Annotated in this window: 15 protein-coding genes; 6 read left to right on the top strand and 9 right to left on the bottom strand. The window is 35.3% G+C overall.

The features are described 5' to 3' along the window. Window positions 1-9: 9 nt before the first annotated feature. A complete protein-coding gene (locus Dongsha4_RS17090) occupies window positions 10-747 on the top strand; it encodes a hypothetical protein (RefSeq protein ID WP_330203498.1) in 738 nt (245 codons plus the stop codon). 107 nt (window positions 748-854) lie between these two features. Here Dongsha4_RS17090 and glpX read toward each other — a convergent pair whose 3' ends face one another. After that, a complete protein-coding gene (gene glpX / locus Dongsha4_RS17095; RefSeq protein WP_330203499.1) occupies window positions 855-1895 on the bottom strand; it encodes a class II fructose-bisphosphatase in 1041 nt (346 codons plus the stop codon). A 276-nt stretch (window positions 1896-2171) separates the two neighbouring features. Here glpX and Dongsha4_RS17100 point away from each other — a divergent pair, with 276 nt between their 5' ends. The 3 genes from Dongsha4_RS17100 to Dongsha4_RS17110 all read left to right on the top strand — a co-directional run bounded on the left by Dongsha4_RS17100 (window position 2172) and on the right by Dongsha4_RS17110 (window position 3706). Further along, the gene (locus Dongsha4_RS17100; RefSeq protein ID WP_099434646.1) at window positions 2172-2540 is read left to right on the top strand and encodes a 2Fe-2S iron-sulfur cluster-binding protein; all 369 of its coding nucleotides are present in this window, start codon (window positions 2172-2174) and stop codon (window positions 2538-2540) included. 549 nt (window positions 2541-3089) lie between these two features. Next, window positions 3090-3308, top strand: coding sequence for a CopG family transcriptional regulator (locus Dongsha4_RS17105; protein WP_190360301.1), 219 nt, complete (start codon window positions 3090-3092; stop codon window positions 3306-3308). Then, the gene (locus tag Dongsha4_RS17110) at window positions 3293-3706 is read left to right on the top strand and encodes a type II toxin-antitoxin system VapC family toxin (RefSeq protein ID WP_190360302.1); all 414 of its coding nucleotides are present in this window, start codon (window positions 3293-3295) and stop codon (window positions 3704-3706) included. Before Dongsha4_RS17105 ends, Dongsha4_RS17110 begins: the two co-directional genes overlap by 16 nt. A gap of 152 nt (window positions 3707-3858) precedes the next feature. Here the strand turns inward: Dongsha4_RS17110 and bchH are convergent, their stop codons facing one another. Then, window positions 3859-7722 (bottom strand): magnesium chelatase subunit H, encoded by a 3864-nt coding sequence (gene bchH / locus Dongsha4_RS17115; protein WP_330203500.1) that lies wholly within the window; start codon window positions 7720-7722, stop codon window positions 3859-3861. 132 nt (window positions 7723-7854) lie between these two features. Between bchH and Dongsha4_RS17120 the strand changes: the two genes are divergently transcribed. Together Dongsha4_RS17120 and Dongsha4_RS17125 are read left to right on the top strand one after the other, a co-directional pair. After that, window positions 7855-8094, top strand: coding sequence for a type II toxin-antitoxin system VapB family antitoxin (locus Dongsha4_RS17120; protein WP_330203501.1), 240 nt, complete (start codon window positions 7855-7857; stop codon window positions 8092-8094). Window positions 8095-8178: 84 nt separating this feature from the next. Further along, window positions 8179-9564 carry a flavin monoamine oxidase family protein gene (locus tag Dongsha4_RS17125; protein WP_330203502.1) on the top strand — a complete coding sequence of 462 codons (1386 nt, stop codon included), beginning with the start codon at window positions 8179-8181 and terminating at the stop codon, window positions 9562-9564. Window positions 9565-9597: 33 nt separating this feature from the next. Here the strand turns inward: Dongsha4_RS17125 and Dongsha4_RS17130 are convergent, their stop codons facing one another. From Dongsha4_RS17130 to Dongsha4_RS17160, 7 genes are read right to left on the bottom strand one after another with little or no spacing between them, the layout of a single operon-like run. Then, window positions 9598-9993 (bottom strand): response regulator, encoded by a 396-nt coding sequence (locus Dongsha4_RS17130; RefSeq protein WP_330203503.1) that lies wholly within the window; start codon window positions 9991-9993, stop codon window positions 9598-9600. Beyond that, window positions 9990-11447, bottom strand: a complete 1458-nt coding sequence (locus Dongsha4_RS17135; RefSeq protein ID WP_330203504.1) for a DASH family cryptochrome — start codon at window positions 11445-11447, stop codon at window positions 9990-9992. Before Dongsha4_RS17135 ends, Dongsha4_RS17130 begins: the two co-directional genes overlap by 4 nt. Before the next feature lie 26 nt (window positions 11448-11473). Then, window positions 11474-12166: an orotidine-5'-phosphate decarboxylase gene (pyrF, locus tag Dongsha4_RS17140; RefSeq protein ID WP_330205466.1), complete on the bottom strand. Its 693-nt coding sequence runs from the start codon at window positions 12164-12166 to the stop codon at window positions 11474-11476. Between the two features lie 9 nt (window positions 12167-12175). Next, a complete protein-coding gene (locus tag Dongsha4_RS17145; RefSeq protein ID WP_330203505.1) occupies window positions 12176-12589 on the bottom strand; it encodes a type II toxin-antitoxin system VapC family toxin in 414 nt (137 codons plus the stop codon). Then, entirely contained in the window at window positions 12579-12809 is a 231-nt protein-coding gene (locus tag Dongsha4_RS17150; RefSeq protein WP_330203506.1) for a hypothetical protein, read from the bottom strand. The genes Dongsha4_RS17145 and Dongsha4_RS17150 overlap by 11 nt, the downstream gene beginning before the upstream one ends. A gap of 8 nt (window positions 12810-12817) precedes the next feature. After that, window positions 12818-13138, bottom strand: a complete 321-nt coding sequence (locus tag Dongsha4_RS17155; RefSeq protein WP_330203507.1) for a HepT-like ribonuclease domain-containing protein — start codon at window positions 13136-13138, stop codon at window positions 12818-12820. 29 nt (window positions 13139-13167) lie between these two features. Beyond that, the gene (locus Dongsha4_RS17160; RefSeq protein ID WP_330203508.1) at window positions 13168-13521 is read right to left on the bottom strand and encodes a nucleotidyltransferase family protein; all 354 of its coding nucleotides are present in this window, start codon (window positions 13519-13521) and stop codon (window positions 13168-13170) included. Window positions 13522-13545: the final 24 nt, after the last annotated feature.

The following is a 13545-nucleotide window of genomic DNA, read 5'->3' on the forward strand; positions in this document are numbered from 1 at the left end:
CATAAATTGATGGAAACTACCAGCAATATTCAAACTCAACCTCAAGGTACTCCTGTTTTACAAGATATTGAAGAATTAACAATTTCTTTAGTAATCAAAAACTTTAATCCTACTCTCTTAAGTTACGAATTTTTAACTATGAGTGGGATTGTACCTAACACATGGGAATTAGCCCGTCAGCCAGTTGTTAATCCAAGAGCATCTCAAATTAGTTTTAAAAATGGTGTTAATATTGTTGCTCAAGGTAATAGTTTAAGTTTTATCGAAGGTTTGGGTAACAAAGAAGTTTCTCAATTACAGTTTGCCAAAGTTGCTCAATTGTATGTGGAAAAGATGCCCAATGCTGAATATCAAGGTTTAAGCATTAGCCCTAAAGTTATTATTCCTTTCGGAGAAGGAGAAGAAGAAGGAAAAAACTTTATCAATGAGACTTTTTTGAATGCTGGCTCTTGGCGTAACTTTGGTAATACAACTCCTCAAGCATCTTTAAATCTTTTTTATCAGTTAGATAAATGTCGTTTGACTGTCAATATCAATCCTGCAAGATTACAACAACCGAATAATGTGGCTATTTCTGCGGTTTTGTTTGCAGGCAGTTTTAATTATCTTTTAGGAGAAAATCCCGTTGCGAGTCTTACATCACAAATTAATCAATGGGAAGCGGATTTAACAACTTTCCGAGAGCTAGTTTATCAACAAATTTTACAAAAAGCTCCTAAAACCAATGTTAGTTTATTCGATAATTAATTAACTTCAGTTAGATATAAATTTTTTGATGGTGTCAAGGTTTTAGGTCAGTTAAAATGAGACAAGGGGCTTAAGCCCCCTGTTAACCTTTATTTAGATAATTAAGATTATTTTAATTGAATAACTTTAGGTTTATCGAACATATGAACAGTATCAACAAAACGAGCAGTTTTAGACTGGGTAGAGATAACTAAACTTTGGGTTCTTGCACCACCATGGAAGAAACGAACACCTTCCATTAATGTACCGGGGGTAATACCACAAGCGGCGAATAAAACGGTTTCTCCAGAAGCTAACTCTTCGGTTTCATAAACTTTATCAGGGTTTTCGATGCCCATATCTCTTAAACGAGCAAGATTACTTTCTTTGCTTTCACCGATCAAGCCTGTTTTAACGATTTCAGGATCGTAGATTAATTGTCCTTGGAAGTGACCACCTAAACAACGCATCGCAGCAGCAGAAATAACGCCTTCAGGAGCGGCACCAATACCCATTAAGGCATGAATGTTAGTTCCAGAAAAAGCACAAGAGATAGCGGCAGAAACGTCTCCATCGCTAATTAGGCGAACTCTTGCACCAGTGTTACGGATTTCTTGAATTAAATCTTTGTGACGAGGACGATCCATTACAACTACAACTAATTCTTCGGTGTCACGATTTAAGCAATCGGAGAGAATTTTTAAGTTTTCGGTAGCAGATTTGTTGATGTCAACATGACCTTTTGCGGCTGGAGGTGCGGCTAATTTTTTCATGTAGAAATCAGGAGCGGCAAATAAACCACCTTTTTCGGAAATGGCTAATACTGCCATAGAACCGTTTTGACCATAAGCAACAAGGTTTGTACCTTCACAGGGGTCAACGGCGATGTCGATTTCAACTAATTCATTAAGGTTACAGTATTTTTCAGCATCGGGGCGAGTACAAACGCCGACTTCTTCACCGATGTAGAGCATGGGAGCATCGTCTCTTTCGCCTTCTCCGATAACAATTTTACCGCGCATATTGATTCTGTTCATTCTTTCGCGCATTGCTTCTACGGCAACTTGGTCGGCGGTATTTTTTTCTCCTTTACCCATCCATTTAGCAGATGCGATCGCAGCTTGTTCAACTACTTCAATAATTTCTAAACCTAAAGTTGTTTCTAACATTTAATTCCTCCAAGGAAATATATAAAAAATTATGATTATCTTTAATCAAGAAAAAGTCATCAAGAAAAAGTCTATCAGAGTCAGGGATCACATCCAAAACTTTTTTCATCTTTGTTTCAAGGATACAAGACCAACTAACAGTATTTAATTACTTTGATTTTGTTTTGTCGGACTCAGATAATCGAATCATTCCTGTTGCCAAGACAACTATAATTGAGGAAGAAAAGAACTAATTATTATTTAGTAAAATCCCCAAAAATAACTATTTGACAATCAATGACTAAAACCTATAAAGTAACAATTCATCATCGTCAGGAAAACCGAATACAAACTATAGAAGTACCCGAAGATCAATATATTTTGGCAACCGCAGAAAAACAAGCTGTTGAACCACCTTTTTCTTGTCGTAATGGTGCGTGTACTACCTGTGCTGTTAGAGTTTTAGAAGGAAAACTTTATCAACCTGAAGCCATGGGATTATCTCCCGAATTACAGAGAAAGGGTTATGCTTTATTATGTGTTTCTTACCCTCGTTCTGATTTAGTGGTGGAAACTCAAGATGAAGATGAGGTTTATGAGTTGCAATTTGGACGTTATTTTGGCAAAGGAAAAGTTCGTTTTGGTATTCCCATTGAGGATGACTAAATTTAATTAGGAATAGGGAATCAGGAATTAGGAATTATTGATGATCAATATATTTCAACTGAAATTTTAAATTTTAATAAACCTGATCATGATTTCCTATATCAATAAATACAATTTTATCAGGATCGATGAAATAAAAAACTACTCTTTGATTATATTCAATACTAAAACTTCATAAATCTTTGAGTTTTCCTGATAGTTTATGAGTTTTTAATCTTGAATCAAAGGGGTTATTTTTAAATATTTCTAGTTTATTTCTAAATTTTTGTTCTAAATTTATATTATCTTTAATCCTTTTTTAATAGACTCGTTTAAAGGATTCATCAAAACTTATTTCTAACATTAATTTTCCAAAGACTCCATTAACTCATCTATGTCTGAAGAAGAAGATTTTTTTCCTTAGCAGATTTATGGGAAAATAGAGAAATCTCGATCGAGCAATTTTACGATCGTCCTTGTGATAAAATCATAGCTACCGATAAGTTGGTATAACACATAGTAAAATGATTTTAATAGACTTATAGAAAAAGACTGAATTAATCAAAACTTATGCAACCGACAACTATTTATTTGCCTACAGAAACGCAAAACAAACTAGAAAAAATATGTCAGGAAAAAGGAAAAACTGTTGCTGAATTAATCCAAGAAATTGTTATTAATCAAATAGAAAGTCAGCCGAAAAAATTACCTAAATCTATGGGAATGGGGGCGAGTGGTAGAAGTGATTTATCTTCTAAAGTAGATGAATTATTGTGGATAGAAAAATAATAGCCGATACCAGTGGTATTATCGCTTTTTTAGATAGAGATGATCAATATCATTCTTCAGTAGTAAAAATTTTTCAGCAATATCAAATTTATGTACCTATAACTGTTTTACCTGAAGTTGACTATCTCGCAACTAAATATTTAGGAGAAAAAGTAGCGAGAAGTTTTATTGAAGATTTAGGAGAAGGATATTTTGAATATTTAGAAATTGATGTAGAAAGCATCTATAAAGTAACTAAATTAATGGCAAAATATAAAGACTTACCTTTAGGCTTTGTTGATGCCAGTATAGTTGTTTTAGCTGAATATAATAAAATCAAACAAATTTTAACTTTAGACAGGAGACACTTTAATTTAATTCAAACTGAAACTGTAAATTTTTTTCATATATTCCCATAAGTTAATATTAGCTAAAATTCCTTAATTTTTTAAATAAATTTTCTGACAGTATTTATCCCATAATGTAGGTTGGTGAGGCTAGGTGCATCGTTTTGGCTATTACCCTCGCAATAAATTGATGACACGGATTACCGATTATTGATGAAAACTCATTAAACAGTAACCCCCTCCAATTCATCCTCCGTCATCTCATAAAGACTTTTGATTTTCTCCAACTTCTCCTCATCCGCATCCCAAAAACCGCGCCCATTCGCCTCCAACATCCTCCCCACAATATTGCGGAAGGCTTCGGGATTGGCTTCCCTTAACTTATTCGCCATGTCTTGATCTAATACATAAGTATCAACAGCTTGATCATATACCCAATTATCGGTAAAATCCGTTGTGCCTCCCCAACCAATTAAAGCCGTCATCCGTTGTGATATTTCGTAAGCACCACCAGAACCTTGATCAGCCATAGCTTTCGCCCATTTAGGGTTAAGTAACTTCGTGCGATATTCCATCCTTAAAACCTGCTCTAATTTACGAGGAGTGGTATCTTTCGAGAAACTTTCCACAAAACTAGCGGATACCTTCTTACCGCTTTGTTTCTCCGCCGCCCGTTTCAAGCCTCCCGTGTTAGCATAATATTCCTGAATATCCGTCAAGCCATATTCCACCGAGTCGATTTCCTGCACAACGGTGGCGCTAGTTTGCAATAGTTTATCTAAAATTTCGGGGCGTGTCTCTCCCTTATCCTTTCTACCGTAGCTGAAAACATTGCGATTCTTCCATGTATCCGCTAATTCATCCCCAGAATCCCAGTTACCATCCACAACTTGATCATTTACTAATGAGCCAAAATCGCCGTTAGGATTAGAAAATAGTCGTGCAGAGGCGTTATCAATACCTTTTTCTTTTAATTCAAGATAATGTTTGCGAATGAAGTTATTTTCAGGAGATTCCTCGACAATAGAAGCACGGTAAAATAAATCGTCTAACAATTCGATGATATTCAAAAAAGTATCTCGGAAAATCCCCGATAAATTGCCTAAAACATCGATGCGCGGATGCCCTACTTTTTCCAATGGCATTAACTCATAACGTACAATTCTACCAGTGCCTTCTTTTACAGGTTCAGCACCTACTAATTCTAGTAAAATACCAATAGACTCGCCCTTAGTTTTAATCGCATCCAATCCCCATAACATGACGGCGACAGTCTCAGGATAACAACCATTTTCCGCTAAATTCTGCTCAATAATCTTCTTGCCAATCTCTCTACCTCTTAAATACGCACCCTGAGAAGGCATCCGATAGGGATCTAATGCGTGAATGTTACGACCTGTAGGCAATACTCCAGCACCATCCCTGAGTAAATCACCTCCGGGTGCAGGGGGGATATATTCACCGTTTAAGCCTCTTAATAGGTTAGTCAATTCCTCTTCTGTTTGCATTAACAAGTCAGTAATTATCTGTTGTTGTGCAAAACGTTGCTTTAATTCTTCCTCTTTTTCTGCCTTCTTCTCGACTCTGGCGAATAAGTCACTATTGCTTAACTCTTGGGCGAAGTTTTGTTGACTATAAGTATCATCGAAATAAGCCTCTAAATAAGATTGCAGTTGCTCTTGGGTGGGTTTTTCTCCTAAGATATGTAAACCAGAGGAGAATAATCTTTGTTCGACAATTTGCAAATAGTCGTATATTTGGACAAAATAAGCGTTTAATGCCTGTTTACTGAATAATTTAGCATTTTCGGCAGTAAATTCGATACCTAGTTTTTCGCCTTCCGCAAATTTACAATCTTTGTTTAAGCCACTATCGACAATTTTTTGGATAATATCTTCTTTTAATAAGGCGTTTTTCTCGGTATCTTCTCGATACTCGTTAATTAACTCTTTTAATGCCATTAACTCTTTATATAATCCTGCCCTGCCGTAAGGTGGTACATTATGAGAAATTAACACACCATAACCCCTTCTTTTTGCCAACATGGATTCACTGGGATTGTTAGCGGCGTAAATATAGAGGTTAGGAATATCGCCTAATAGTACATCTGACCAAGAATAACCAGTATTACCTAAAGGATTACCGGGCAACCATTCTACGGTGCCGTGCATTCCGAAGTGTATAATGGCATCGGCTTGAAAGTCGTTTTGCAACCATTTATAAAAGGCTGTGTATTGGGGATGGGGGGTTAAATCCTTCTCAAACATAAGCCTCATGGGATCTCCAGCTACACCGAGAGGTGGTTGTACTCCAATCCAGACGTTACCGAGTTGAATACCGCCGATTTGGAATTTGTCACCAGTCGTTTTAATACCTGTTTGAGTTAGACTACCCCATTGTTTTTGTATCTTATTTATAAGTATATACCCTAACCAGCGATCGAGGGTTTTTACATCTACGGTATATCCCCCCGACTGCTTCTCCTCCCTTAATAAGGGTAATCCCCCCGACTTCGTCTCCCCCCTTAATAAGGGGGGTTGGGGGGGATTGTTTTTCCCAGAATAGGATATAAAGTCATCGGCGGTTTTGACTTGATTAATGATTTCTTCACCGTCTTCGGGAATATTATCAACGGTATAACCTTCTTCTTTTAATGCTGTTAGTAATTTTTGCAGGGATTTAGGTACATTTAATAGTGCGGCTGTACCAGTTGCACCATATCCGGGAGGAAAACCATATAAAATAATGGCAACCTTGCGATCGCATCTTTGTTTTCTTCTTAACTTAATCCAGTTATTAACCCTACCGGTGAGACGCTTAACCCTTTCTGGAATAAGATATATATCTTCACCTACTAAACCACCCAATGGAATAGTGTCGATCGCACCATCTAATTCAGGTAAAGCGTATAATACCACACTTTGCAGACCACCGATACCCTTTCTTACCCATGAATGAATATCTTGGATTAACAGAGGTGCGGCAACGATGTAGGGAATATTTTTCGCCGTTAATATACGTTTTGCCACTTCTACCTTTCTTCCTGCCTCCATACTACCAGCAGGACCACCCACCAAAGGAAATCCGATGGTAGAGATTACCGCATCTACTTTAACCGCATCTTTTGATAAAGAAGGAGTTTCATTAATGCCTTGACTGCGTTTTTCTTGCTCATAATCCGTTGTCATCCAATCTCTTACAGCCACATGACCTTCCACCCCATTAATAAAAATAGGTAAGGGAATCAATCCTGCTTCTTCAAAATAACGAATTAACTGGGGAATATAGGGTTGTTTGCTAATAACGTGCTTACGATATAACAATATACCAACCACAGGAGTTAACCCTCCTCCTATTAAGTTTCTCGAATTTTTCTCCCCCCTTATTAAGGGGGGTTGGGGGGGATCATTCCGCAAATACCAGTTAATATAATCTTGAGGAGAAGTAAAATAACCCTCATAGTCTGGATGGAGTAAACCCATATTCGGAGTTTCGATAACTGGAGGAATTTCCGATACCTTTACCTTTAAGCCGAGATAATTTTCCGCTAAATACCAACACATAGAGGCAACATTCTCAACCCCTCCTGCATTCCAATAACCGTAAATAATCAACCAGTTGCGTAAATCTTGGACTTTTTTAACGGGAATGTATTTTAATAATTTAGGACCCGTTTTTAAAAAGCTAATATATCCTGCTAACTTATCTTCTTCTTTGCTATTGGTAAACTTACTCAAGATGAATTGTACAGGTTTAGGCATCCCTTTGGGCTTATCCCCGATCGCAAATTTGCCTATCTGAGTTAAACTCATTAATTCTAAAGCCGACTCGAAAACAAGACGAATGGGAATATGACTCACTTTTTCCCTTAACCACATTACTTGATCATAGTCGAAAAGCAGACTAGCAAAGAACACATCCGCAGTTTGTAACGCCGATTCCACATTTTCCCTTTGAGTATTAATATCTGCATCGGTGAAAACTATTACTTCTAAACCTTCACAGGGAGATGTAGCGAGAGTCGCTGATTGACGGTATAAGCCACTGTTAAAAGTTTCAAATCCTGTTATTAATACTATACGTTTCATCTACGTTGCCTCTCAGGTGATCACACTTTTTATTAAGTAATGTAAATTATTCTAACACTGTAATTAAAAAACCTTTAATTTCGGTTTTTACGGAATAATATGTTGTAATTTTTTATAAAAAGTGAGGTAAATATGAATTTAAACATTGATTTAGAAGATGAATTATTACATAATCTTATGGTGATTGCAAAAAAATCAGGTAAAACTCCAAATAGTCTTGTTAGAGAGGCAATTTATGAATATATAAATAAGCAGCATCGTTTACAGTGGAGCGAAAAAGTCCTTGATTTTAATGGTGTTGATGATGGTATTAAGTTTGAAAGTTATCGAGATGATTTATTGTCTTCTAATGATAAAAGAATATTTGCTTAATGTATTTACTAAATATTTGCCTTATTAGTGATTTTGTGAAAGGATCACTATATCATAGCGATCACAAATCATTTATAGTAATTTATGATTAATCGTCGTTTTTTTCTAATCGTATCTAGTGTCATATTAGCTCATATTGTTGCGTCAAAAAATCTTGCCAATAACTCATTAAAAACTACTAAGAAAAATAAAGAAAAAATTATTATTATCGGTGCAGGAATAGCAGGGTTAACAGCAGGTAAAACTCTGCAAAATAAAGGTTTTGAAGTAATCTTATTAGAAGCAAGAAATCGTATTGGTGGGCGTTTATGGACAAGTAAAAAATGGGATGATGCTTTTGTGGATATGGGGGCTTCTTGGATTCATGGAAAGGAGGGTAATCCCATTACACAATTAGCTAATTCTATCAATGCTCAAGTTTTTCCTACTAAGAGTGAAAAAGCGATTATATATGATATTAATGGTAAATTCATTACAGAAGAAAAAGAAGAAAAATTAGATACATTAAACAATAAACTACAGGAAATTATCAGCAAAATTCAGAATAAATATGATGAAGATATTTCTTTACAAAAAGCATTAGAAAAAGAATTAAAATGGCAAACATTATCAGATGTTAATAAACAATATTTTGAGTATTTATTAAATTCTAACATTGAGCAAGAATACGCCGCAGATATATCTCAACTTTCTGCTTTCTATTTTGATGAAACCAAAGAATTTGATGGAGATGATTTACTATTTGTTAAAGGTTATAATCTGATTAGTGATTATTTAGCCACGGGATTGAATATTAAACTTGATCATACCGTAGAATCTATTGCATCTAATAGTCAGGGTGTGAATGTTATTACTAACAAAGGCAATTTTCAAGCAGATAGAGTAATTGTCACTTTACCATTAGGAGTTTTACAAAAAAATATCGTTAAGTTTTCTCCTCCTTTACCAGAGAAAAAATTGGAGGCAATTAATCAATTAGGTATGGGAGTTTTAAACAAATTATACTTACTTTTTCCGAAAAGATTTTGGCAAAATAATTACGACTGGATAGAGAAGATTTCAGAGAAAAAAGGACAATGGAGTGAATGGGTTAATCTTGAATCGGCACTGAGAAAACCGATATTATTGGGATTTAATGCGGGGAAATTCGGGAGAGAAATAGAGTCATGGAGTGACGAGGAAATTGTCGCTGATGCCATGAAAAATTTACGGCAAATTTACGGCAATTCTATCCCTCAACCCATAGATTATCAGTTAACCCGATGGAATCAAGATCCTTTTACCTTTGGCTCTTACTCTTATTATGCCACTAATTCCACACCAAACCATCGTCAAGAATTAGCTAAACCTATTAATAAAAAGATTTTTTTCGCAGGGGAAGCAACTTCCATCGATTATCCTGCTACTGTACATGGTGCTTATTTTAGCGGATTGCGTGTAAGTCAAGAAATTATTACTTTGACGAATTAACAGTATTGAATTGTGGTGATTTCTTCAATCAGACTAATTGTTTATAACTGCCTTAATTCTATCCACAAAATCTTGATGATCAACTACTGGTTTAGAAATATACCCATCGGCACCACTTTCTGCTAAAAAACTTTCTTTATCTCCCTGCATAGCGTGAGCGGTAACTAAAATAACAGGAATATGCTTAGTATTACTATCCTGTTTTAAAATTTGAGTTATTTTTATTCCATCTACTGCTTTCCCTTGATAAAAACTATTGGCTAAAGAAACATCCATTAAAATTACATCAGGGATACCTTCTTTCGCCATCAAAATAACTTCATCCACATTTTCTGTTCCTTTTACCTCAAATCCCCCTCTTTTTACCAAAATTTTGCTAAAAACTTTCATATTAATGGGGTCATCTTCAACAATTAAGATTGTTCTCATGCGATCGCGCTTAAATAAACTTTTTCGTTATATTTGACAGACTTGAAAAAATCCACAATGGGTGCAGGATAATCTACTCCTAATTGTACTCTAAATTGTTGTTGTTCTCCCCGAGATAATTTCCATGGCTCATGAATTTTATCTCCTCTAATAGAAGCAATTTCAGGCAACCAATGGCGTAAATAATCTCCCCGATAATCATAGTCTTTGGACTGTTTTGGTATATTAAAATAACGGAAACCCCTCCCATCATTACCAATTCCTGCCGTATAATTCCAATTTCCCCAATTACTGCAAACATCATAATCAATCAAGAGAGATTCAAACCACTCAGCCCCCATTTGCCAATTTATCCCTAAATTTTTCGTTAAAAAACTCGCCACATTCTGCCTTCCCCGATTCGACATAAAACCAGTGGTTTTTAATTCCCTCATATTTGCATCAATTAATGGGTAGCCTGTTTGTCCCTCGCACCATGCTTCAAAAATTGACCAATTTTCCTGCCAAGGAATGTTAATATTTTGAATCCCCGACGGATAAAAGAGACGATTGCCATACTTAACCGCCGTAAAACGGAAAAAATCTCGCCATAATAACTCAAAAATTAGCCAGTAAGTAGAGTCATTTTTTACTCTTTCTTGCTCATACTTTTCTACTTCCTCATAGATATAACGAGGAGAAAGACACCCCAACGCTAACCAAGGAGAAAATTTAGAAGAATAATCTCCTCCTAACATTCCATTGCGAGTTTCTTTATAAACCTTGAGACAATCCTTTTCCCAGAAATAAGATTTTAGTCTTTTAATTGCTTCTGTTTCTCCTCCTTTGAAAGGTAAAACCGCTAATTGACTTGCTTCAAAATCATCTAATCCTAAATCTGATAAAATTGGAATATTGCCTGTGTCAATGGGGGGAATTGGCGGTAATTTTTTCGGGCTTTCAAAACATTCCTCGACTGTGCTTTTTTTTTCTATTTGTTTCCGAAAGTTAGTAAATAAATCAGGTAAGTTTTCTATGGAAAAAGGTAAATCATCTGGTTGATAAAGAGTCGATTGCCAACAGGATTTTACTTGAGTCCGCAATTGTTTTAAAGCCTTAATTAAACGATTTTCAACGGTTATTTCTTCCTCTGTAGCTTCCTGAGAAAAATAAACTTCTGTAACATTATATTGTTTAGCAAGATCAGGAATAATTTGTTCAGGAAAACCTTTTCTAACTATTAAGTTTGTACCTAATTTTTGTAGAGATTTTCTTAAATCAGCAACACTTTCTATTAAAAACTTTGCTCTATATTTACCTGTTTTGGCAAACCCAAAAAAAGTAGTTTTAAACTGTCTATCATCAAAACAATAAAAAGGAATTATTTGTTGATAATTACCCTCTGCAATTCTTGCTAAAATTGCATGATCATGTATTCTTAAATCATTACGAAACCAGATTAAAGCAGTATTCATAATCTCCATCTCACCTATTTAAAAAATCAAATTTCTGCAATTACTTTTTCCCACGCTAACACAGGGTTTTCTGCTTGAGTAATGGGGCGCCCAATCACTAAATAATCCGCACCTTCGGCAAAGGCTTTTTTCGGTGTCATTACCCTCTGTTGATCTCCTGTAACCGCCCATTTTGGACGCACTCCGGGGCATACTAGGATAAAATCTTGTCCGCATACTTCCTTCAATTTTCGGGCTTCTTGGGGGGAACAAACCGCTCCATCAATACCACATTCTTGAGCCATCAGGGCGTTATTTAAGGCGTATTCGGGCAGTTCTAGGGGAATTTTGAGGTCAAAGGCTAATTGTCGGCTATTAATGCTCGTTAAAACGCTAATGGCTAACAATTTCATGGGGGATGCAGACTCTTTTACGACTTCTTTGGCGGCGGTAAGGGCTTCTCTACCAGCAGTGGCATGGAGGGTTAATAAGTCCACATCATACTTTAATGCAGATTTGGTAGCACTTTTGACGGTGTTGGGGATGTCATGGAATTTGAGATCGAGAAAGATTTTTTTGTTTTCGTCTTTCAAGTATCTAAGTATATCGCTTCCTGTGCTGACAAATAGCTCTAAGCCTACTTTCCAAAAGCTGACTTCAGGTAATTTCTTAACAAGTGCGATCGCATCTTCTAAACTAGGGACATCGAGAGGAACGATTATGTTATCTTTATTCATTATATTTTCAATCTAATCTGAAATTAATAAAGCATTAAAACCCGCTTGGGTAAAGTGATGATCAGAAGTGAGTGCATCGGTTATGTTTTGTTTAGTCATTACAGAAAAGGAAATACAATCAATTAGTCCCCATTCTTTATCTTGACGGGATTCATAAAGATTTAAACCCTCTCTAAATACATCAGAACTAATATTAACTATTTTTATGTTTTCTGTAGTATAACACTGTTTGATAAAGTTAACTACTTTGATGCGATCAAATTTACTAAGAGCATTTCCTACTTCCATTAAAATTGCCTCTGTAGTCCATATTTCTTGAGCATTTTTCACCAAAGGTAATAGTTTTAATGCTGATTGATGATATTTATCTCGGCGATTTAATATAGCCTGAATGAATGCGGTATCGAGGAATAGTCTATTGGTCATGATTATTATTTTTCATAGTACCATAAAGATAGTGATCGTGTTCCTTTGACCAATCTTCGGGTGCGTCAATACTTCCAGCCATTTCTTCTAAAGTATCCCAAGCATTTAGTGATTCCTTTTTACTTTCTATGGTTGAAAGAATCATCTGTGCGATCGCCTCTTGTTCGGTTTGAGGCAATTCTGAAAGTTTAATGATAGCCTCTTCTAGTTGTTGGATCATAATAAGTATTAGTTTATTCGGTTATTAGAGTATTGAGGTTTCGATAAAATTAATTCTAAAATTTTTATTAATTCTGGAATTTGAATTTGGGATACACTCCAAACTAGAGCAATATTTATTCCATCATAATCATGAACTAACTTATTCCGCATTCCTATAATTTCTTTGTAAGGAATTTGAGGATTTTGTTCATAAAATTCTGTAGAAATCCTCTTCATTGCTTCTCCCAAAACAGAAATTTCATACATAACTGCTGCCTGAGTTTTTAAATCATTGGCAAAGTCTTCCTCTTCCATAATTTCTCGTGAAATCAATAATTCTTTTGGCAAAAATTAAAGCATCAAGAAGGGAGGCTAAATCACGATTCATAAATTACCTCAGCAGTGGTTAAAATTTCTTTTTTTCTGATCCAATTAGCACTTTTTTCCAAATTGTCTTTAAAAATTATATCAATTTTCCTATTAATCATTTTTTTTAATGTCTCTTCCATCAATTGAAAATAAATCCAATTCAATTTAGTATCAGAAGATAATGTGACCAAAAAATCAACATCACTATTAACAGAAAAATCGTCCCTTAATATTGAGCCAAATAAAGCTAATTCTTTGATTTTAAACTGTTGACAAAAGCTAATAATATTTTCCCAAGATACTCCTAAACGTTCTTGAATAATGGGATTAATATTCCTATTTTGATAGTAATTAATTTTCATGCTTTTTTGTACATAATATAACTC

It is taken from the genome of Cyanobacterium sp. Dongsha4 (genome assembly GCF_036345015.1).
Classification (GTDB): Bacteria; Cyanobacteriota; Cyanobacteriia; order Cyanobacteriales; family Cyanobacteriaceae; genus PCC-10605.